Here is a 20,726-nt window from a genome sequence, read left to right on the forward strand (position 1 = left end):
GCAAGCTCTGAGGTCGCGCAGTTCACTGCCCAGACCTACTCAATTAGAAGGAAGCGCATCGAGCACTCAATAGTGATGCCGGTGCTGGTACCAGATGTTCAAAGAACTCACTCCTCCATGGTGGTCTCGCTGGCTTCCATCATCAGCGCTCGCACTTGGAATTTTCAGCACAGGGATCACAATTCGAACGCGTACGGGCACCGAAAGCGTCGATTGGAGTGCGATCAGCCACCCCCCAAAAAAATTGGCTATTTGGTTCCTGCACGCTGCGACTATTACCACGCCCCTTGGCTCCTGTCGCCTTTACTTCCGTACTGCCCAGCAACGAGATGATGCCTGGAAGGCAATCGTCAGGGCTTGGTATGCGCCCCGAGTTAATGAGGCACAGAGCCGGCTGGACACATTTGAGCAGTGGCTCAAGGACTCACGCTATGTCCGAACTTCCAAGTGGGAGCCCCTCAAGCGCCAGGTAATCGCTTGGCAGCACATTACTCCTCCTGTCCCACCTGAAGACGTCTTGATGCCCGAGCACAAGAGCGTCATCGACCAAATGTGGCAACTCATTCGCAATCCTGATCCCCAGCTCACAGACTCTCGTGACAGCTACGTCAGACAAGCACTGATCGACTATCACGACCTGTTTGAGAGCGTCGAGAGTAGCCCGCTGACGACTGACCAACGCAAGGCGTGCGTCATTGATGAGGACAACAACCTCATCCTCGCCGGCGCGGGTACCGGTAAAACAAGCACCGTCATTGGCCGAGTGGCCTTTCTCGTCGAAAGTGGACAAGCCAAGCCCGAAGAGATCCTGCTCCTAGCGTACGGCAATAAAGCCGCCGAAGAGTTGAGGGAACGCCTTGAAAACAAGCTAGGCATCAAGGGCATCACCGCCGAAACCTTTCACCGGCTGGGCAAATGCATCGTTCACAAGTCAGAAACGAATCCCGCTGGTACCAGTCCCATGGCTACCGACAAAGCCCTGAAAGCCCATTTCATCAACACCGTCTTTGAGGCCAAACAACGAGAGTCTGGGTACCGAGAACTGCTGCTGAGCTATTTCGAGCAGTGGCTATACCCTGTTCGTAACCCCTTCGACTTCAACACCCTAGGCGAATACTACCGGTTCCTGCAGGACAACGAGATTCGCACGCTCAAGGGCGAAGCCGTGAAAGGTTTTGGAGAGTGCGACATTGCCAATTTCCTGTTCAAAAATGGCATCGAATACAAGTACGAGGCCGTCTACAACACGGCGATACGAATGCAGGCTCGCGGCGCCTACTGCCCTGATTTCTATCTCCCAGAGTACGGTATCTACATCGAACATTTTGGCACGGATCGTAATGGCGATACCGCTCCCTACATTGACCGAGACCAATACCACGCTGACATGGAGTGGAAACGCGAGGTTCACAAGCAGGGCGCCACGAAGCTGATTGAGACGTTCCATTATGAAAAGCAGGAAGGCGTGTTACTCGATGCATTGAAGAAGCGCCTGATTAACGCAGGCGTCCTACTGGATCCGTTGCCCCCTGAAGCAGTTCTGGAAACCCTTCGTGAGTTCGGTGCCATTTCTCGATTCGCAGAAATTCTGACGGACATGCTTGGATTGCTTCGAGCTGCGAATCTGAACGATCAGGAGCTAAAGGACTTGATCGCTCGATCTGCCGATCCAGCCCAGATCAGCGCAGCATTAGACCTTCTCACACCTATTGTTGAGGCCTACGTGCAGGCGCTCGACGACGAGAAGAAGATGGACTTTGATGACATGATCAACAAAGCCCATAAATATGTGCTCGACGGCAGCTTCAAGAGCCCATGGAAATTCATCATCGTTGATGAATTCCAGGACATCGCAAAGTCTCGGTCAGATCTGGTCAGAGCACTGCGCAAAGGCCAAGAGGACGTCTCAGTCTTCTGTGTAGGTGACGACTGGCAGTCGATCTTCAGATTCACTGGCAGCGACATCAGCTTCACAGCAGATTTCGAGAAAATCTTCGGCGCCACCAAGGCCAGTGAGCTCAAGAAAACGTTCCGCTTCAACAGCATGATTGGTGCAGTGGCCAGCCGCTTCGTCATGCAAAATGATCTGCAGATCACCAAGGACATACAGTCCCACACTATCGTGGATACACCAACGGTGTCCTTGGTTAGAGCCTCTCTGGGAGAAGACTCCGCCAAAGCTGAGACGATTGAACGTACAGTAGAACGCATCAGCCAAACCGCGAAGCCAGGCTCCTCGGTCTACTTCCTTGCGAGATTCAAATTTGACTTGCCCAACCTCGCAGTCCTAGCAAGCAGGTACCCCAACCTCTCCTTCAAAAACGACTCGATCCACAGTTCAAAAGGCAAAGAGGCGGACTACGTCATTATCCTGGGACTGGCAAAAGGAAAGTACGGGCTGCCCTCAGAGATCGTGACTCACCCCCTGATCGAAGCTCTGCAGCCACCAGCAGAACCCTACCCTCACGCTGAGGAGCGCCGACTGTTCTATGTGGCGTTGACGCGCGCAAAACACCGCGTCTACCTACTATGCGACATGACGCGCTGCTCGCCCTTCGTACGAGAGCTGATTGAGGGACAATACCCTTTGGAATTCGAAGAGTTCGAAACCGCACCCGAACAGGTAAATGCGCTCGGGGCAAATTGTTCTGTATGCACCCAGGGTAACCTGGTCAACAGGTTTAGAAAATCTGATAAGGCCCCATTCATTGGCTGCTCGAACTTCCCTCAATGCACCCACAGAGAGAGTGGTTGCCCATCTTGCAGCGCTCCTATGATCCGTTCGGGACGTTATCGTCTCTGCGTTTCACCAGGCTGCAATGGCTGGGTCGCTGTCTGCCCCAAAACGGGTGGGAAGATGGTCTTTCGCGACAAAGTCAACAAGTGGGGATGCTCGCATTTCAAGGGCACAGAGAATGGATCTTGTCGGCACATGGAGCGGCATATTGAAGCGCCCCAAGCAAACCGAGCACTTGAATCTTAAGACCACATAAACATTTCTCTAGTTACTCGGTGAGACTCCATGATAACGAAAGACAAGCGTTACGAAAAAACCATAGAACTAGCTCCACGTGACTGGCTATTCTGGAAAGATGAGGATTTTAACAACTGGAGGCGACAGCACGACTTTCCTAGAATTGTAGAATTTCTGTTTGATAACTTACCTTATTTCCCCCTCTGGCTGTCCGAGCAGGTTGGATTGACTGTGGAGGATCTGTTATTTCACGGCCCATCTCGCTTCATCAAGAGTTATGAAGAAGAAGCTTATTACATTAAGTATGATGCAGGCGTATCATTTTTCAGCGACATCCCCTCCAAGGAGGTTTTTAAGTATACATTTATTTCAAAAAACGAACTAGAAAACACCAGCCGCCTTAAAATATTACAGAAAGTTAAATTCACAAGCTACATCGACTGGGCATTTTCTAACAAGGACTGGGCATTCCCTAACAAGCAAAAAGACATCAGAGACATAAGTTTATGCCTTGCACCCTCAGGAGTAACTTCCAAAACCCCTGACTATCTGGATAGCCATTCAAATATTCAGTTCAACATCCCTTTGTTCATGCCAAGCATCCCATGGAAATTGCTGAAATCAAAGGCTTCACCAAAAGCCCCACCGAGACTTGAACTACTAAAACTTGGCGGAGCGGAAGTAGAAGTAAGAAACGGCCTAATTGGAGAGAAAAACCTTGAATTCGCAAACATTGATAACCTCAGGCTTATCTCCCCAATAATAACAAGCTTTCAAACCATCGCATTCTCCACCCTACGCAACCTCAAAATTGAAGGATCAGTTCATGCGATAACACTTCATCAATGTTCAACTAAAATTACTGTAGCAGACGGACACTTGACTTCTTGTAAGTTAGAACATGGAGACCATCAGATCGAACTAAAAAATTCAAAACTTGACAGAACTTTGATTAAAACGCGCCAACTGAAATTAAAGCTGTCCGGTACCGAGGTTTTAGATTGTCGATTTGAGTATTCTGTGCCCTTCAGCTTCTCGGCCAAGGAAAAAAGAGATTTTCATAAATCCGCCAAAATGATTTTTTCGCACTTAGGCTACCCAGATCAAGCTGGCGAGCATTTTTTGCAAGAGAAAAAATCTGAAAGAAAAAATATGTGGGCAGTTTTTTCAAGCTTTAAACGTGGCGTAAAAATAGGAACGAGGCTTTATGCTCTCCTCGGCTTTGTTCGCATGTCTATTCAAGAGTTGTACTGGGGGTACGGGGAAAAACCTTTCAATATAATACTCTCATCAATAGGCCTCATTCTCACAATTTCATTATTTTGCTACTTCAAACAAGACTCAAGCACCTTCAGTGACGCAATGAAATCAATAACATTTTCATTCCAGTCATTTACAAACATTACCATAACGGAAATAAAGCAAACCAGTGAATGGCTCAACATGCTTGGAGCGGTCATGTCGTTCTTCGGGCTGATGTCAGTAGGCTTACTGGTAGCCTCGTTATCATCTAAGTCGAAAGACTATAACTAATGGGTTTCGAGCGCCGGGGAGCAAGTGGCAGATGGCTTGCTCCGAGTATAAGTATCGGTGCATTCCGGGGGATGCATAGCTTCATATGTGCACACTCTACACTGGAGCAGGTTTTGGTTCATTTAGCCCCTGAAACGGAACATTGAAGCACCCCGTAGTAGACAAGGTGCTTGAGCATGCATCGTGCTCCCTAGAAATCGTCATAGTAGCGACTAGCTGTCATAGCGAGGTCGGATAAATTGTATTAGAGAAGTTCTTCCTTGAATATGCATTATACGAACCACCATGACTACACCATTTGAGTCCTCAAGCTCATATGGCTCATTTATACTCAACATAACAGGCTGCTTTTTTCCGCCATCTATCGCGATATTGTCTGCGTACAGATAAGCTGTATTGTCAGTATTAAAAATCGCATTAAGCCTTCCCTCAAGCCCAGGAATGTAGCACGTGGCATGGCATATTATAGAACCTGTGTTTTCGGTAGCAGCCAACGTTACCTGAATGCCCTCCGCAGGATCCCACGAAGATATCAAGGCCGCCGGATAATTACTGTGAGCCACGAGCAGCTTATAGTGACGGCGAGTAGGAATTGTCAATGTGACTTTTCCGTTTGCGTCGGTCTGCCCGCCCTTCGTGGTTCCGTTGTCCGCAATAGCTACAACGGTGGCTGCCCCCACCAAAGCACCAGTGGCGGAGATAACTGCTACGCTGGGTGTTTGAGGCTCAAATCGAGGAATTGTTGTGGTCGAAAACAGCGCTTTCCGAATAGCCTCAGATGGCACCGTTCTACCGTTATTAATTAACTTCTTGTGAATTACCTCGACGAATTTTTCTGGCGACCGCTCGATTAGCGAAATATAACCGGTGGTTGGTAGTACACCAGGTATCTGAGTATCATCGAAGCGAGCTGGAAGGATGTATTCCCTGCCTTCCTGGAATGCCCTAGCTTGCATGGCAGTTCGTTCATGGGTCGTCCAAAGCTTCTTTGCATAATGTTCTGAAACGAACATTATGGTATAAAAAGCTTTATTCATATAAATATCGGACAAATAATCGTAAAGATTCTTACCCCAGAGATTAGCCTCTTCAAACCTATCATAGAAAACTTTTACTCCGGAGCTCTGCAAAAGGTTCGCGACCTGGTCAACATATCCGCGATCTTCTCCGGCGAATGAGAGGGCGATATCGAATTCGCGATTATCAGACATACCTTAATCCTTTAAAATATTTGACGTGCAGGAGACTCACAGTAGGTTGCCGTGCGAGAAGCCCAGGGAGCTAGCAGTAGCCTAGGCAGTAAGAGCTAGACGGTCATGGGATTGCGGACTTGCTAGGCTCTCAGAGCGAGCGCGCGTAAGTACCATTCGAGTGAGTGCGTGGGTACCAAGCAGCCAGCTGGCCGTCATTGGCGCGTTCAAGGCGCCTGTAAATATCGACGTACTCATTACCGTAGGTTTGGCCGTGCTCTCTCGTCGGAATCACCAGAATCCTTTCGTGCTGCTTAACACCATCGGCATAACCAATTTCCCAGGGGCACCACCTAGAAGCGAGGGAATTGGGGGTGGCTAGGAACAGGAACATCTCAGATTCCCGGATTTTGTTTTTGATTTGCCGCGCAGTATCACCATTAGTGGTTTCAGGCATCTCGCTATCCATCCAATCAACGTATAGAAGCACACCTTCTTCCTTGAAGATTTGAATTAGGCCTTCGACAAGCGTTCTGTCACGATGGCTATGACAGAGAAACGCAGTTTTATAGCCCATCGCGCGTGCATTCTGAGAGTTCATAGCAGTGCCGAAGCTACGACTTTTCCTAGTGGCAGCAGAACGAAGGGTACCGAGATCAATAGGCATTGTAAACTTTCCCTTAATACTTTTTTCACTCGAAACAATTACGTTTCGGATATTTTATTTATCCACCCCACAAAAATCACGCGAAGGGTGTCAGAATATTTTTACTGCTGCCCAGATTGATAAGACGATTGCACCATGAAAAATAAATAGCGTCTTAGAGAAACAGGCACGCATGAAATCCATATTTCCGTTAACGACTACAAGCTCCATGTCGAAGTCAATTTGATCTGGTTCCAACAGCCGAATCTTTTTATACATGGCCCTGTAATTTCGCTCTAGCGCCAGAAAATAGCCGTCTAGCCCCCATAGTGCGATTGCCGGTGCCAAAGAGAAAATTGCAAACCCTTTGCTATCCTGCGCTGCTGCCAACGCGAACAACCCAGTAATTAGTACTACTGACCATCCCTTCAAGAGGAAGGAGTTCGTGGACAACCGATTGACAACTGCCTGAACGAACTCCAGATGCTTTAGTTTTCTATCCAATTAATAAACTCGGTTTGGGTTGGCATGAAAATTTTGAATGGCCTTATTAAACTCAGCGCCGTCTCGTCGATCAGGACGATCCTTCAGCCAATTCATGAACCTTGAGGACGAAACAGACTTCAAATGCTCAGTCGGAACACTATGATAGACCGGAGCAGCGGTAGAATACGACTCCATAGCTGAATCCAGCATGCCCCTGCCATGCTCTAACTCCCAAATCATCTGACTAAACATTAGCTCCATGTGAATCCAGGGAGAATGGGTCATGTTGTTCCCTTGGACGGAGCGCTTGGTCGACACAGAACGATCGGTATTCAAGAACAAAAGCGTGGAAGATTCCATGATCATTTTTTGCAAAGCTGTGGCCAAAATCATGTGAACATGCGCGGTTGAGCGATTTCGCCTTTGATAGTCAAAGTGCTGACCGTCGTCAGTTTTTGAATATTTATTATCAATAACACTAAGCAATTCGTATGACGACCCCCAGACAACCGAATCCACGAAAGCATTCACGCCTTTCTTCTTCAGTTCGTGGGCTAACTGAATTGCTATACCCTGATCATTGTAGGAATGGGAGATAAAAACATCGCAATTCACTTTAGGAAATAGGTGCTCAGCGATCAGATTTGCATCGATGCTGTTACCATCGTTCATAAGGTACTTGCCAAGATCAACCCTTTTAGCATTTACACTTTTCGTGTGTGCGTCAACGATCGTCTCCGAAACGTGCAAATCCTTGCGATCTAGGGCCAGGTTAAATCCATAATGCATTACTTAAACCCCTGGTGAAGACTTCCCGTGACTACGTAGTTTAGGAGCAGTAGGTTGGCGATCCAGCTGATGATGTAGCCCAAGCCCAGCCGAGAATGCGCGCACGTAATCGAGCAACTCATCGTCCTCATTGGCAGGCATGTTCTGGATTTCCGCCGCGGCCCCACCTGGGCTTTTCAGCGCTAGAATTTTAGCGTCTGGACAGAGTTTCTTAAAAAGTTCGTATTCCGTCACGATGCCTTCTTTACCACCAATAAACACCGCCGCGTCATAGCGATAAGTGGTAAACATCTCCTTTCTCATGATGGAAAGACTTTGATCGAGATCACTGCCAACGGGGGTTTCGATGAAATTGGCGAACTTTCTATTATCTTCAGGGATGACGCCCGAAAATTTCTTGCTCTGGAAAATCGTTACCGCATTCTGATTGGTGATGCCAAGATCTTCGCATACGGCCAGGATCAAAGGCGAAATGGACGGGTGCCCACCGAAAACCAAGTGCTTACGGCCAATCACCGTGAACAGGAATGAACGCAAGGCGGCCTGGATCAGCACCGGATCACACCTTTGGTAATAGGAGCTCTCGATATTTGGAACGCTGGCGGATAGAAAGATACTGCTCATATAGGCTTTCCGATAAATTCTGATTGGTCATGAGTCATCATAGGCTTGAACGACCGAAGCTGGTCAAATCCACAGCGTTTCGATCAAGCCACGTTATGTGTCTCAGGCCATTCAATGAACTCCGAGCAAGCATCATCGGTTGAGATCAACCGCACCTGCCCTGTGACTGACTCATTCAGCCACTCCATATGTGCTCTCCACTTCCGATCCTTGATCCCCGCCTGGTTGTAAACAACGGCGACAGGCAGCATGTGGAAATCTAGGGTCGCCTCATGCAGCGCATGGCTCGTAGGAACCCCCATCTCCGGGTAAGCCACAATCTTTTTGCCGGCGATTTTCACGATCACACTCCGCCGTACCGAGTACCCCACGATTTCCCCGTCGTACTCCTCGATCGAGTTACGAAGCTTGCCAATGAGACGGGAGTAACGTTGCGCAACACTTTTCGTCCGCAGCATCTCAACCATGTCCATTACCTCGGTGAGCTTTGCATCTACAAGCTGGTCGAGGGAATTCAGGGACTCCTTGGACAGACGGACTTCACCACAGGCCGTTTGCCCCGCCTTCGAGTCCACCCCTGGCCAACCTACCCGCAACACACACAGGCCACGCATGGTGGCCTTCGCGAACTCCTGCTTCGTCCAACGGCTGTCAAAGTATTCCTTCGTATCTAGGTAGACGATCACATCCGAGTCGCACAGGCGCTGCCATAGCACCTCCTGGAAGTGTTCCCCAGGGAGAATGTCATGCGTGTCGAGGAATACGTCGTACTGGCGGGCTGACAGGGCTGCGTAGAGCTGCAGGGCAGCATTGGTCGACTCGACGCGGCGATAGCTGAGGAACACCCGACGCTGCTTAGGTAGCAGCGATGCACCCTCCAACAAAGCCATAGCAAGACTGCCCAGGCCGGCTTTCATTTCCAAGCCGTTAAGGCCGCCCAGCTTCCCTGGGAATTCAGCCGAGAAGTTGTCCTTGCAGATTGCTACGGGGATCAGGGGGATCCGACTCTTGATCAGTTGGCCGACGGCGGCCTCGTTATGAGGGTTACCGCCGCTCTGTGCACTGAAGCACAAGGCCGCGCTACACCGATCAATGGCTGGCTTAAAATCGACAAGGTCACCCTCGAACAAGCTCACGTCCTTGCCAAGCTCAAGGCCCAGGCCTTCCAGGCGAACTGCGATCTCTTGCTTGAGCGCCTCGGCCTGGCCTCCGGGGACAGTTCCTAGCAGTGCAAGGCAATACAGGGGGGCTTGGTCTTCCATGGCGCAGTGCTCGTTATCAGAAGGTTTTGTAGTGGCCGGAGGCTACCAAAAGAAAGGACGACTTGCTCAAGATTCGTGGGGGCTGGTGACGGATTTCGCTGGAGGGGAGCTGGGTCGAGAATGGCTGCGGAGTCGTCAGGCAGCTGCGGGCAGGTGTTTCGAACACGGCGATCTAGCTTGGCAAGCCGAAGCCGCTGAGCAACTCAAACAGCAGGCTGTCGACTTTGCCTGCACCTGCAAACCCTTGCAGACCAGGGATGATTGAGAAGGGATGGGTGTAGAGGTGGAATTGGGGGAGGTGGGACAAAGGTCGAAAGTGAAGACTGGGAGAGTGATCTTGGAGTAGAGGAGGATCAGAAGGGGGATCTGGAAGACGGAATGACAGGGCATTTTGACAAAAAACAGGATTATTTCGGTACAAGTGACAAAACGTGGAACTCGTCGAAGATCAACAAGCCCACGCCGTCCAGCGCCGGATCGTCCTGCAGGCGGCGGGTGAGGATGCCTTCGGTGACGACCTCGATGCGCGTGTTGGGGCCGACTTTGCTGTCCAGGCGAATGCGGTAACCCACGGTCTCACCGACCTTTTCACCCAGCTCACTGGCCAGCCGCTCGGCAGCAGCACGGGCAGCCAGGCGCCGGGGTTCGAGCATCAGGATGGTTTGCCCGGCGAGCCAGGGCTCATGCAACAAAGCCAAGGGCACGCGGGTGGTTTTACCGGCGCCGGGGGGCGCTTCCAGCACGGCTTCATGGCGATGAGCCAAGGCGTCACGCAGGGCGGGTAAAACATCATCGATCGGCAACGAATTCATACTGGCTCCAAAGCAGAGCGGCGAGTATAACGGCGAACTGCCGGATGCCGATGCGGGTCTCAAAAACAGCCACTCTTGGGACTGGGAATGCAGTCAAAGGTGGGAGCTGGCTTGCCTGCGATAGCGGTGTGACAGTTGCCGCTGTATTCCCCGAGCCGACGCTATCGCAGGCAAGCCAGCTCCCACATGGGTTCATCGGCGCCTGGCCGATCTGGCTTATAGTCACCCTTAAATATGTTCAGGAGACTTTTTCATGCGTATCGCTTCCCGTGTCATCGGCGGTGTCCTCGCCGTCACCCTGCTGAGCCAACTCACCGCCTGCGGGTCGATTTTCTACCCAGACCGCCGTGGCCAGATCGACGGCAAGATCGACCCTACCATCGCGGTACTCGATGCCCTCGGCCTGTTGTTTTATGTGATCCCCGGCCTGATCGCCTTCGGTGTCGACTTCGCCACGGGCGCCATTTACTTCGAACCGGGCAAGACCGCCCAGGTCGCCCCCGAGAAACTGCACGAAGCCATCGGCGCCGACGGCACGGTTGATAACGCCAAGCTGCAAAGCATCATCCAGAAAGAAACCGGCCGCACCTTGCCGCTGGACGACCCACGCCTGATCCAGTTCAAGGGCAGCGTGCAGCAACTGGCGGCCCTGGGCCTGCAGCCTGCCGCGTAAGGACAGTTCATGACCAGCAGCCCCGAACACGCAAGGCTCTTGCGCCTGGCCACCCGCGCCTCGGTGGGCGTGGCCTGTGTGTTGATTGTGACCAAGGCCATCGCCTGGTGGCTCAGCGGCTCGGTGAGCATGCTCGCCGGGCTGACCGACTCACTGCTCGACGGCATCACTTCGCTGTTGAATTTGCTGGCAGTGCATTACGCCCTGCGCCCGGCCGATGACGATCACCGTTATGGGCATGGCAAGGCGGAGTCGCTGGCGGGGATGGCGCAGGCCTTGTTTATCGCCGGCAGTGCGGTGCTGATTGCGCTCCAGGCGTATGAACGGCTCAAGCACCCAGAGCCGGTTGGCGCACCGTGGTTGAGTATCGGCGTGATTATCTTGTCCCTGGCGCTGACCGTGGCTCTGCTGGTGCTGCAACACCGCGTGGTGCGCGAGACCGGCTCCAATGCGGTGCGCGCCGACTCGCTGCATTACCGCTCGGACTTGCTGCTCAATGGCAGCATCCTGATTGCGCTGGTGTTGGCTGGGGTGGGCTTTCATCAGGTCGACGCCTGGTTCGGCCTGGGGATCGCCGCCTACATTCTGTGGAGCGCAATCCAGATCGCCCGGGAAAGCTTTGCGGTGTTGATGGACGAAGAGCTACCGCCGGATGTCAGCCAGCACATGCTCGAACTGGCCCGCGGCGTACCCGGCGTGCTGGGCGCCCACGACTTGCGCACTCGGGTTTCCGGCAACCACTGGTTTGTGCAGTTGCATCTGGAATTGCCGGGGGAGTTGACGCTGTCGGTGGCCCACGGCATCAGCGACCAGGCCGCCGATGCCATCCACCGGGAATATCCGAAGGCCGAAGTGCTGGTGCACGCCGACCCGCGGGAAGTGGTCACCGGTAACAAAACCTAGTACTGCACCTGATAACCGCGACTGCCCAGGCAGTTGCCCTGGGCCTGGCGATAGGTTTGTACTACCGCAGGGTCCGGGGCGTAGGTAACGGTGCGCGGGTCGAAGCCACTTTGTTGCACCGCCCAGCGATAACAGTCGTAGCCGTCCTGCTGTACCTGGGCTGGCGATTGGCCGTTGGCCGGGTAAGCCACCACGTCATAACCGTTGCCTTGAGGCGTCGGCGCAGGTGATGGCACCTGCGTCGGTGGTTGTACCACCACGTATTGCTGGGTGCTTTGCTCGTAGGCGTAATAGGCGCCTGCGGCGAGGAACAACAGCGAGCCGCCTACCCACACTTCACGTGCGTAGTCCGGCAGGTAATGCACGCGAATGCCATAGGGCGGCGTCACCACTACGTAGCGTGGGCCTTGGGGCCGGTACCAGTAGCCACCCGAAAAGAAGTAATCCTGGCCACGGTAGGGCACGCGATAATTGCGATCGGGGAAACGGTCGATGACATATCCAGGGCGATGCTGCGGGCCTGGGCCCCAGCCATTGCCATGCCCGTCGGGGCGGCCTGGCCAGCGGTTATCACCGGGGCGATCGTTACTCGGACGCGAACCGGGGCCACCGGCCTCCCAATGCCTGTTGTCATCGTTGCGTCGGGGAATATCACGGTAATAACCCTGGCGCGGCTCCTGGGTCTGGCGCACGGTATCGGGCCGGCCCTGGATGGGCAGGTTATTGGAGGGTTGCGGTTGCGGTGCCGGTCGCCCCGGCTCATGACCTTGAGGCCGGCCTTGCCATTGGCCGCCTTCGTGCTGGCCGCCACGATCACCCTGCGGGTTTTGTGGGCGTGGCTGATTGTGCTCAGGCCGTTGCCCCTGGCCAGGTGAGTTATCGCGTTCGTCGGCCATCGTCTGGGAGCCGACGCTGACCACCAGCAAACCAACACCTGCCATACGCCAGATGCGCTTCATGCTTTTCCTCACTGCGGATTGGGGCTTGATCATGAGACTGGAAAAGCCTCGCCCGGTTCTGAGACAGGTTATCAGTCACGAGAACTATTTTCTGAAGGCAAAACGCGCACAAAGAAAAAGGGGTGACCCGTCGGCCACCCCTTGAGAATTTCGTCCGTGCTCAACGCTTTTGACGTTGGCTCACCTCACGCCGTCTTGTGGACAGTGTGCAGCCTGGAGGCCGGCTCAACCCTGCTGGGGCGGCGGCCGCAACGGGCCTGATTGGGCGCGCTGCTGTGGACTGTTGTCCAGGCGGTGATTCTGTTGGTAATCATAGGCGTGCCGGGCGGGCAGAGGATTGCGAAGATTGCGTCAATAAACAGTGCTTGCGCAATTTTTAACCCTTCATGGATAATTCACCGCAATAGTTACGACAAAGGCCAACCCAATGAGCAAGCTTGACCGATACGACCTGAGTATTCTGGCGGAATTGCAGCGCGACGCGAGGATCTCCAACCAGGAGCTGGCCGAACGCATCGGCCTGTCGCCTTCGCCCTGCTCACGCCGGGTCAAGCAATTGGAAGACGACGGCTACATCGCCCGCCAGGTCGCCCTGCTCGACCGCAAGATGCTCGGCCTGAGCCTTACGGCCTACGTGCTGATCGGCATGGACCGTCACACGCCGGAGCGCTTCGAGAATTTCGAAGCCGCCATCCGCACCCTGCCGCAAGTACTGGAGTGCAGTTTGGTGACCGGGATGGATGCGGACTACCAGTTGAAGGTGGTAGTGCCGGACATGGATCACTATCAGAAATTGCTGCTGGGGCATTTGACCCGGATCGAAGGGGTGACCAGCGTGCGGTCCAGCTTTGTGCTCAATCAGGTGCTCAACAGCACCGAACTGCCCCTGACCCACCTGCGCACCTGAGAACAACCATGTTCAACGGTGGGAGCTGGCCTGCCTGCGATGGCGGCGGGCCAGTTTGCCTCACGATCACTGACAGACCGCTATCGCAGGCAAGCCAGCTCCTACAGTTTGACCGTGCAGGACTCAGGTCAATGTTGCGTTTGTGACGCTGCCGTATACTGCTCGCTTGTCTTGTCGGAAGAGCCCCATGAACAACATCGACCCCGCCCTGTTTGAAGAATGGATGATGACCGGCCTGGTCACTATCCTCATCATTTTCATGGGCTTCATCGTCTGGGACCTGGCAAAGAAATCCAAGGCCGGGCGCTTTGGTTCGTTCATCCTGTTTTTCGTGCTGGGCCTGGGCGTGGCGGCGTTTATCATCAAGAGCGTGGTGATCGGCCTGATTGAATCCGGCGCCTTATAAGCGCGCCGGCACTGCCTTCCACTGGCCTTGATCCAAGCCGTCGATCGACCACTCACCAATACGCACGCGCACCAGGCGCAGTGTCGGCAAGCCTACCGCCGCGGTCATGCGCCGTACCTGGCGGTTACGCCCTTCGCGAATCACCAATTCCAGCCAGTGGGTGGGCACGCTTTTACGAAAACGTACCGGCGGGTTGCGCGGCCATAATGCCGGCTCATCCAGTTGCCGCGCCTCGGCCGGCAGGGTCATGCCGTCGTTGAGCTCCACGCCTTGGCGCAGGCGTTGCAGCTGCTCTTCGGTGGGTTCACCTTCTACCTGCACCCAGTAGGTTTTCGCCAGTTTGTGCTTGGGGTCGGCGATGCGCGCTTGTAGCTGACCATCGTTGGTCAACAGCAGCAGGCCCTCGCTGTCACGGTCCAGGCGCCCCGCCGGGTAAATGCCGGGGATATCAATAAAGTCCTTGAGGGTCGCGCGCCCACCTTCGTCGCTGAACTGGGTCAGCACATCGAAGGGTTTATTGAACAGGATCAACTTGGGCTCGGCCGGTGGCGCCTTGGCAACGCGGCGAGCGGCAGAGTGCGGTGGTTTCACGCCAGGACGGCGCGAATCAGGACGGCTGGGACGGGACATGGCAAAGGAACATCTAACGGTCAGGACCGACAATGCTAGTGGCCTGACCGCTAAATGACCATCCCAACCGCTTAGCGGAACGGCGGTTCGTCGAAGCTGCGCAGTTTGCGCGAGTGCAGGGAGTTGAGTTCGGTGCGCAACAGGTCGACCGCCTCGATGCCGATCTTCAAGTGCTGGCTGACCGCACGCTCATAGAACGCGTTGGCCGAACCCGGCAGCTTGATCTCGCTGTGCAAGGGTTTGTCCGATACGCACAACAAGGTGCCGTAAGGCACGCGCAAACGGTAACCCTGGGCGGCGATGGTGCCGCTTTCCATGTCCACGGCCACGGCACGGGACAGGTTGATCAGCGGCCGCTCCTGGGCCCAGCGCAGTTCCCAGTTCCGGTCGTCATAGGTCAGCACGGTGCCGGTGCGCAGGCGTTTTTTCAGCTCTTCGCCTTTTTCGCCAGTGACCTTGGCCGCCGCCTGCTGAAGCGCCAACTGCACTTCGGCCAGGGCCGGAATAGGGATGTTCGGCGGTACTACACGGTCGAGAATTCCGTCGCGGCGCATATAGGCGTGGGCCAGTACGTAGTCGCCGATGGTCTGGGATTGGCGCAGGCCGCCGCAATGGCCGATCATCAGCCAGCAATGCGGGCGTAGTACGGCCAGGTGGTCGGTGATGTTCTTGGCGTTGGACGGGCCTACGCCGATGTTCACCAAGGTCACGCCGTGGCCGTCAGTGGCCTGCAGGTGATACGCCGGCATCTGGTAGCGGTGCCAGACCACGCCGGCGGCAATGGCCGAGGCTTCGCCGTGGTCCATGCTCTTGTCGATCACCACGTTGCCGGGCAGCACCATACGGATAAACCGCGGGTCGCTGCGCAGTTGCTCCAGGCCATGCAGGATGAACTGGTCCACGTAGCGGTGGTAGTTGGTCAGCAAGATCCACGGCTGCACATGGCGCCAGTCGCTGCCGGTGTAATGCACCAGACGACGCAGGGAAAAGTCCACGCGGGCGGCATCAAACAGGGCCAGGGGCAGCGGGTCGGTGTTTTCCCAGTCGTACAGGCCATCGGCAATGCCGTCGGTGGCGGCGGACAGGTCGGTACTGGGGAATACACGAGCCAGGGTCGCGGCGGTGACGCCGGAGCCGGCCAGTTCATCACCCTGCTCCACCACATAGGGGTACGGGATGTTCTGCTGGCTGACGCCCACTTCCACCGTCACGGTGAAGTCGTGCATCAGCGGCACCAGTTGCTCCAGCAGGTACTTACGGAACGCGGCCGGGTGGGTCACGGTGACGCTGTAGGTACCCGGCAGCTGCACCTTGGCATACGCCCGAGTGGTCTGTGGGACTTCGCCGTGGCAGTGGTAGGTCAGGCGCAGTTCCGGGTAGCGAAACAGTGCGCGTTGAGCGGCGTCGGGTTCGACGCGGTCCTTGAGGTATTGCTTGAGCGCTTGGTTGAGCGCGCCAGTCGCACGCTCATGCAGAGCCGCCAGCCGGTCCACGGCTTCTTCGGCGGTTTTAACGACAACAAAAGCTTCGGTCACGGTAAGCATCCTGTGTTCTGACTTGCAGGCCTTTATCTTGCCTGTATCCAGGCCTCACCGAAACACCAGAAGTGGAATGCGTTGATAGGTGGGAGCTGGCTTGCCTGCGATAGCGGTCTATCAGCCACATAATTGCTGGCTGGACCACCGCTATCGCAGGCAAGCCAGCTCCCACATTTGGATTGTGTTTATTCAGAGGGATTGTGGGGTTGAGCGGGCGACAATAGCTTGCACATCCACCCCGCGCGGCAAGGTGCCATATACGCGCCCCGACGATTCACCCAGCCGGCTGGCAATAAACCCATCGCTCACCGCCGCATTGCCCGCCTCCAGCAACAACTTGGCCTGCAACGCCAGGGCAATGTCCTCGGTCAGTTGCCGCGCGCGGTACTGGATGTCCTGGGTATCCATAAACGCCGACTTCAGTTGCTCGATATGCCGCGCCACCTGCTTGTGGCCGTGGCCATCGCCCAGCTCGACAAACAGCGCCTCCAGTACCCCCGGCTCTTTGGACAGTGCACGCAATACGTCCAGGCACTGCACATTGCCGGAACCTTCCCACGTCGAATTCACCGGCGCCTCACGGTAAAGACGCGGCAGGATGCTGTCTTCCACGTACCCGGCGCCGCCCATGCATTCGGCAGCTTCGTTGATCATCGCCGGCGCGCGCTTGCAGATCCAATACTTGCCCACGGCTGTGACCAGCCGGGCGAACTTGGCTTCATGTTCATCATCAAGCTGATCCAGGGCGCGCCCCATGCGCAGGCTCAAGGCCAGGGCCGCTTCGCTTTCCAGGGCCAGGTCGGCCAGCACGTTCTGCATCAGCGGCTGCTCGCTGAGCACGCGGCCACCCACCTGGCGATGGGCGCAGTGATGGCTGGCCTGGGTCAGCGCCTGGCGCATCAAGGCGCTGGAGCCGACCATGCAATCGAAGCGGGTCATGGCGACCATTTCGATGATGGTGGGAACGCCGCGGCCTTCTTCACCGACCATCCAGGCCAGGGCACCGCGAAACTCCACTTCGCTGGACGCGTTTGAGCAGTTGCCGAGTTTGTTCTTCAAGCGCTGGATGTAGAACTCGTTGCGCGTGTCGTCCGGTCGGTGCCGGGGCAGCAGGAAACAGGTCAGGCCCTTGTCGGTCTGGGCCAGGGTCAGGAAGCCATCGCACATCGGTGCCGAGCAGAACCATTTATGCCCCACCAGTTCGTAGGCTTGGCCGGGGCCACCCGCGCCCACGGGGTAAGCGCGAGTGGTGTTGGCGCGTACGTCGGTGCCGCCCTGCTTCTCGGTCATGGCCATGCCGATAGTGGCGCCGGCCTTGTGGGCGATGCCGACATTGCGTGGGTCGTAGTGGGTATTGAGCACTTTAGGCAGCCAGAGGTCCGCCAGCTCCGGTTGCAGGCGCAGGGCCGGAACGCAGGCGAAGGTCATGGTCAGCGGGCAGCCGCTGCCGGCTTCGGCCTGGCTATGCAGGTAGGTCATCGCCGCACGCGCCACATGGGCGCCAGGCTGCGGATGGGCCCAGGGCAGCGACGGCAGGCCATGCTCGACGGCGGTGCGCATCAGCTCGTGATAAGCCGGGTGAAACTCCACCAGGTCGATGCGATGGCCGTAACGGTCATGGCTACTGAACACCGGTTTGTTCTGGTTGGCCAGGAACCCGGCTGCCATCAACGGCCCACCCGCCAGCGCGCCGTAGGCATCAATTCGCGCTTGGGCCCAACCGGCGCCAAAGCGGCGTGACCATTCCTGCAAAGGCAAGTCGATGCGATACAGGTTGGTGCCGTCCAGGGACGGTGGCTGGTTGGTGACGTCGTGGGTTTCGGCAAACTGATGCAGGTTCATGACGGGCCTCCTGGAAAAAAGGCCGCATGAAAAGTGACCTTCAATTCAGTTAAGCACCGTACAGGGCCTTAAAAAAGTGGCATACGCGCCGAATGCTCGGCGCTTTCACCCTCATCCACATACAGTACGCTGCGCTCAAGCGCCGCCTGCAAGGCGTCGAAACGCACCGGTTTGGCCAGTCGGTCCGTCATGCCAATACCATGGCAGCGCTCACGCTCCGGCCCATTGGGCGATGTACTCAGGGCGATCACCGGCAATTCACCGCAGCCGGGCAATGCGCGAATCTGGCAGCACAACGAAAAGCCACCCTCTGGCACATCCAGCAGCACGGCGTCGAAGCTGTGCCCCTGCAATGCAGCGAGCGCCGCCGGGCCGCTGTCTACGGTTTTGACCCGGTAACCGAGCTTGAGCAACATGCCACGCACCGCCAACTGGCCCACGCTGTTGTCGTCCACCAACAGCACCGTGCACTCCTGAGGCGCACGCTGTGCAGGCAGCGTTTGCGTGGCGGGCGTCACCTGCTGCGGCACCGCGCTGACGTCCACTTCCAACTGGAAGCGGCTGCCTTTACGGGGCTCCGAATGATGGGTCAGGCGCCCGCCCAGCAGTTCGATCAACTGCCGGCAAATCGCCAGGCCAATGCCCAGGCCGCCGTATTCACGCGTCATCGAGCCGTCCAACTGAAAGAAACGCTGATACAACGTGGCCTCATCGAGAAAGGCAAAGCCGATACCGGTGTCGGTGACGATAAAGCTGAGGTGCAAAGCGTGACCCCCTTGCGGCACACCCACCACACGCAAACGCACCGCGCCGACGTGGGTGAATTTGAACGCATTGTCGAGCAGGCAATCCAGGCACTGACGCAACTTTTGGGCATCGCCGATGAGCCGGTCTGGCAGCTCATCCGCGACGTCAATGGAGAACGCCAGGCCCTTGGCCTGGGCGCTGCCGATGAACTGCTGGCGCAAGGTATCGAGCTCGCCGCGCAGGCTGAACACCTGCGGCTGGGCCACCAGGCGACCGGCCTGCAACTCGGTGAGGGTGAGGATGCCGTTGACCATGCGCATCATGTCCCGCGCCGAGCCGGCGGCGGTTTGCTGGTACTGCGTCAGGTCATCGTCCAAAGGCACGGTTTGCATCAGTTCCAAAGAGCCGATCACACCGTTCATCGGCGTGCGCAATTCGTGGGTCAGGGTGGCGAGAAATTCGTCTTTGAGGCGATTGCTGCGAGCCAACTGCTGGTTGAGCGCTTCCAGCTTCTGGCTGGCATCGAGGAGAATCTGCGCCTGCTGTTCGCGCATGCCGTTGATGCGGTCAGCCAGGGCCAGGGACAACAGCGCCACTTCAATGGCTGAGCCGAGCTGGCTGGCGTACATGGTCAGGAACACGTTAGGCAGGTAACCCAGCACCATCAGGGTATTGATCACCCCGCCAAGCAGGAAGGCCGACCAGGCGATGATGAAATAACGCGCCATGCGCTGCCCGCAATACCAGGCCTTGATGGCCGCTACGAAGATGGTCACGGTAAACACCAGCGCCAGCGCAGTGGCCAGGCGCAGGGCCACGGCGTAACTGGTCAACAGCGCCAGTGCCATCACCAACCCGCCACAGGCCGCCAGCGCCAGCAGGATGCGGTTGAGCCAGCGGCTGTGCTGCGCGGTGTGCAGGAAACTGCGCGCGAACAGGCTGCCGAACAAGGCCGCCGAGCCGATCAGGAAGGGCACTGCCGCATTCGCCCACCAGGGGTTGTTCGGCCAGAAATACTCCACCGCAACGCCATTGACCGACAGCTGATACAACCCGAACGAAGCGATATAGAAGATGTAATAGAGGTAGCTGGTGTCGCGTACGCTCAGGTAGATGAACAGGTTGTAGATCAACATGCCCAGCAACACACCGTAGATTGCCCCCAGTACATACAAGCGCAACGGTTGCTCTTCCATGTAGGCAGTGCCCGCCCACAACGTCAGCGGTGCCTGGATCGAGCCTTGGCTTTGCAAGCGCAGGTAGACGGTTTGTTGCTGGTCGGGCAAGAAGCTGAGCTTGAACAGGTAGTTGCTCTGGCTCACCTCACGGCTGGAAAACGGCAATGCGCTGCCGGTGCGGGCGGTGAGGCGGTAGTGGCCGGTGCCGTCGTTCTGGTAGAGGTCCAGGCGATTGAGCGGCGGGTAGGCCAGTTCCAGAAACCAGGTGCGTGGTGCGCGGGGATCTTTGGCGGTGTAGTGCAGGTTGACCTTCAGCCAGAACACCGAGCGTGAATAGCCGGCATTGAGCGTGTCTTTGTCGTGGGTCTTGAATTGGGCGGCATAGGCGGGGGAACTGACATCGGCGATGGTGAGGGTATCGGTTGGGTCTTCGAGCACTTGCATGACCCGACCCAACGGGAGGCTGCGCGTGTCCTGGTTAAACTCGACAGCGCCGGCGAGCATCGGTAGCCCGCACAATATAAACATCAGCAAATAGCGCATAGAGCCCCAGCGTAGCCTGGTCCGGTTGTGTCAAAAGCCCCCCATTCCTTTTGAGAAGACGTACACCGGCGATACAGTAAGTTA

17 protein-coding genes and 1 pseudogene are annotated in these 20,726 nt (G+C 56.0%); 6 read left to right on the forward strand and 12 right to left on the reverse strand.

From position 1 onward, the window contains the following. The first annotated feature begins 94 nt into the window (after positions 1–94). Entirely contained in the window at positions 95–2,983 is a 2,889-nt protein-coding gene (locus GIV35_RS10790; RefSeq protein WP_236264776.1) for a UvrD-helicase domain-containing protein, read from the forward strand. A 39-nt stretch (positions 2,984–3,022) separates the two neighbouring features. Further along, on the forward strand, positions 3,023–4,507 hold the full coding sequence (locus tag GIV35_RS10795) for a hypothetical protein (protein ID WP_236264777.1): 1,485 nt from the start codon (positions 3,023–3,025) through the stop codon (positions 4,505–4,507). A 212-nt stretch (positions 4,508–4,719) separates the two neighbouring features. Here the strand turns inward: GIV35_RS10795 and GIV35_RS10800 are convergent, their stop codons facing one another. From GIV35_RS10800 to GIV35_RS10830, 7 genes and pseudogenes are all read right to left on the reverse strand, one after another. Continuing rightward, positions 4,720–5,718: a TIR domain-containing protein gene (locus GIV35_RS10800; protein ID WP_060756362.1), complete on the reverse strand. Its 999-nt coding sequence runs from the start codon at positions 5,716–5,718 to the stop codon at positions 4,720–4,722. Positions 5,719–5,848: 130 nt separating this feature from the next. Then, complete coding sequence (locus GIV35_RS10805) at positions 5,849–6,364, reverse strand: toll/interleukin-1 receptor domain-containing protein (RefSeq protein WP_177059139.1); 516 nt, start codon at positions 6,362–6,364, stop codon at positions 5,849–5,851. 90 nt (positions 6,365–6,454) lie between these two features. Continuing rightward, positions 6,455–6,847 (reverse strand): hypothetical protein, encoded by a 393-nt coding sequence (locus tag GIV35_RS10810; RefSeq protein WP_236264778.1) that lies wholly within the window; start codon positions 6,845–6,847, stop codon positions 6,455–6,457. After that, the gene (locus tag GIV35_RS10815) at positions 6,848–7,618 is read right to left on the reverse strand and encodes a toll/interleukin-1 receptor domain-containing protein (RefSeq protein WP_060756365.1); all 771 of its coding nucleotides are present in this window, start codon (positions 7,616–7,618) and stop codon (positions 6,848–6,850) included. It abuts the gene before it with no gap. A gap of 3 nt (positions 7,619–7,621) precedes the next feature. Further along, positions 7,622–8,242, reverse strand: coding sequence for an SLOG domain-containing protein (locus tag GIV35_RS10820; protein WP_236264779.1), 621 nt, complete (start codon positions 8,240–8,242; stop codon positions 7,622–7,624). An 83-nt stretch (positions 8,243–8,325) separates the two neighbouring features. Next, positions 8,326–9,504: a toll/interleukin-1 receptor domain-containing protein gene (locus GIV35_RS10825; RefSeq protein ID WP_236264780.1), complete on the reverse strand. Its 1,179-nt coding sequence runs from the start codon at positions 9,502–9,504 to the stop codon at positions 8,326–8,328. A gap of 419 nt (positions 9,505–9,923) precedes the next feature. Beyond that, a pseudogene (locus tag GIV35_RS10830) lies at positions 9,924–10,316 on the reverse strand (DEAD/DEAH box helicase); the annotation flags it as partial. 253 nt (positions 10,317–10,569) lie between these two features. On the opposite strand from GIV35_RS10830, the gene GIV35_RS10835 reads away from it, so the two are divergent. Then, the gene (locus GIV35_RS10835) at positions 10,570–10,989 is read left to right on the forward strand and encodes a hypothetical protein (RefSeq protein ID WP_003194410.1); all 420 of its coding nucleotides are present in this window, start codon (positions 10,570–10,572) and stop codon (positions 10,987–10,989) included. Between the two features lie 9 nt (positions 10,990–10,998). Next, a complete protein-coding gene (locus GIV35_RS10840) occupies positions 10,999–11,892 on the forward strand; it encodes a cation diffusion facilitator family transporter (RefSeq protein ID WP_105228627.1) in 894 nt (297 codons plus the stop codon). On the opposite strand, the gene GIV35_RS10845 is transcribed toward GIV35_RS10840, so the two are convergent. Beyond that, positions 11,889–12,851 (reverse strand): DUF6515 family protein, encoded by a 963-nt coding sequence (locus tag GIV35_RS10845; RefSeq protein WP_236265165.1) that lies wholly within the window; start codon positions 12,849–12,851, stop codon positions 11,889–11,891. The two genes, GIV35_RS10840 and GIV35_RS10845, sit on opposite strands and share 4 nt — an antisense overlap. 427 nt (positions 12,852–13,278) lie before the next feature. On the opposite strand from GIV35_RS10845, the gene GIV35_RS10850 reads away from it, so the two are divergent. Both GIV35_RS10850 and GIV35_RS10855 read left to right on the forward strand, forming a co-directional pair. After that, positions 13,279–13,758, forward strand: a complete 480-nt coding sequence (locus GIV35_RS10850; RefSeq protein ID WP_003194418.1) for an Lrp/AsnC family transcriptional regulator — start codon at positions 13,279–13,281, stop codon at positions 13,756–13,758. A gap of 196 nt (positions 13,759–13,954) precedes the next feature. Then, entirely contained in the window at positions 13,955–14,164 is a 210-nt protein-coding gene (locus tag GIV35_RS10855; protein WP_025999909.1) for a DUF2788 domain-containing protein, read from the forward strand. Here GIV35_RS10855 and GIV35_RS10860 read toward each other — a convergent pair. The 4 genes from GIV35_RS10860 to GIV35_RS10875 form a co-directional block, all read right to left on the reverse strand. Further along, positions 14,159–14,794 carry a pseudouridine synthase gene (locus tag GIV35_RS10860; protein WP_236265164.1) on the reverse strand — a complete coding sequence of 212 codons (636 nt, stop codon included), beginning with the start codon at positions 14,792–14,794 and terminating at the stop codon, positions 14,159–14,161. The two genes, GIV35_RS10855 and GIV35_RS10860, sit on opposite strands and share 6 nt — an antisense overlap. 71 nt (positions 14,795–14,865) lie before the next feature. Then, positions 14,866–16,338 (reverse strand): AMP nucleosidase, encoded by a 1,473-nt coding sequence (amn, locus tag GIV35_RS10865; protein WP_153475217.1) that lies wholly within the window; start codon positions 16,336–16,338, stop codon positions 14,866–14,868. 183 nt (positions 16,339–16,521) lie between these two features. Continuing rightward, positions 16,522–18,174 carry an acyl-CoA dehydrogenase family protein gene (locus tag GIV35_RS10870; RefSeq protein WP_236265162.1) on the reverse strand — a complete coding sequence of 551 codons (1,653 nt, stop codon included), beginning with the start codon at positions 18,172–18,174 and terminating at the stop codon, positions 16,522–16,524. Between the two features lie 68 nt (positions 18,175–18,242). Further along, a complete protein-coding gene (locus GIV35_RS10875; RefSeq protein ID WP_236265160.1) occupies positions 18,243–20,642 on the reverse strand; it encodes a hybrid sensor histidine kinase/response regulator in 2,400 nt (799 codons plus the stop codon). Positions 20,643–20,726 lie beyond the last annotated feature (84 nt).

It is taken from the genome of Pseudomonas sp. PA-1-6B (assembly GCF_021609545.1).
Taxonomy (GTDB): domain Bacteria; phylum Pseudomonadota; class Gammaproteobacteria; order Pseudomonadales; family Pseudomonadaceae; genus Aquipseudomonas; species Aquipseudomonas fluorescens_BV.

Coding starts and splice junctions, on each gene's coding strand:
- GIV35_RS10820 (WP_236264779.1), bottom strand. CDS start 8,242: ATGAGCAGTATCTTTCTATCCGCCAGCGTTCCAAATATCGAGAGCTCC.
- GIV35_RS10805 (WP_177059139.1), bottom strand. CDS start 6,364: ATGCCTATTGATCTCGGTACCCTTCGTTCTGCTGCCACTAGGAAAAGT.
- GIV35_RS10835 (WP_003194410.1), top strand. CDS start 10,570: ATGCGTATCGCTTCCCGTGTCATCGGCGGTGTCCTCGCCGTCACCCTG.
- GIV35_RS10870 (WP_236265162.1), bottom strand. CDS start 18,174: ATGAACCTGCATCAGTTTGCCGAAACCCACGACGTCACCAACCAGCCA.
- GIV35_RS10875 (WP_236265160.1), bottom strand. CDS start 20,642: ATGCGCTATTTGCTGATGTTTATATTGTGCGGGCTACCGATGCTCGCC.
- GIV35_RS10845 (WP_236265165.1), bottom strand. CDS start 12,851: ATGAAGCGCATCTGGCGTATGGCAGGTGTTGGTTTGCTGGTGGTCAGC.
- GIV35_RS10800 (WP_060756362.1), bottom strand. CDS start 5,718: ATGTCTGATAATCGCGAATTCGATATCGCCCTCTCATTCGCCGGAGAA.
- GIV35_RS10795 (WP_236264777.1), top strand. CDS start 3,023: ATGATAACGAAAGACAAGCGTTACGAAAAAACCATAGAACTAGCTCCA.
- GIV35_RS10790 (WP_236264776.1), top strand. CDS start 95: ATGTTCAAAGAACTCACTCCTCCATGGTGGTCTCGCTGGCTTCCATCA.
- GIV35_RS10850 (WP_003194418.1), top strand. CDS start 13,279: ATGAGCAAGCTTGACCGATACGACCTGAGTATTCTGGCGGAATTGCAG.
- amn (WP_153475217.1), bottom strand. CDS start 16,338: ATGCTTACCGTGACCGAAGCTTTTGTTGTCGTTAAAACCGCCGAAGAA.
- GIV35_RS10825 (WP_236264780.1), bottom strand. CDS start 9,504: ATGGAAGACCAAGCCCCCCTGTATTGCCTTGCACTGCTAGGAACTGTC.
- GIV35_RS10840 (WP_105228627.1), top strand. CDS start 10,999: ATGACCAGCAGCCCCGAACACGCAAGGCTCTTGCGCCTGGCCACCCGC.
- GIV35_RS10860 (WP_236265164.1), bottom strand. CDS start 14,794: ATGTCCCGTCCCAGCCGTCCTGATTCGCGCCGTCCTGGCGTGAAACCA.
- GIV35_RS10815 (WP_060756365.1), bottom strand. CDS start 7,618: ATGCATTATGGATTTAACCTGGCCCTAGATCGCAAGGATTTGCACGTT.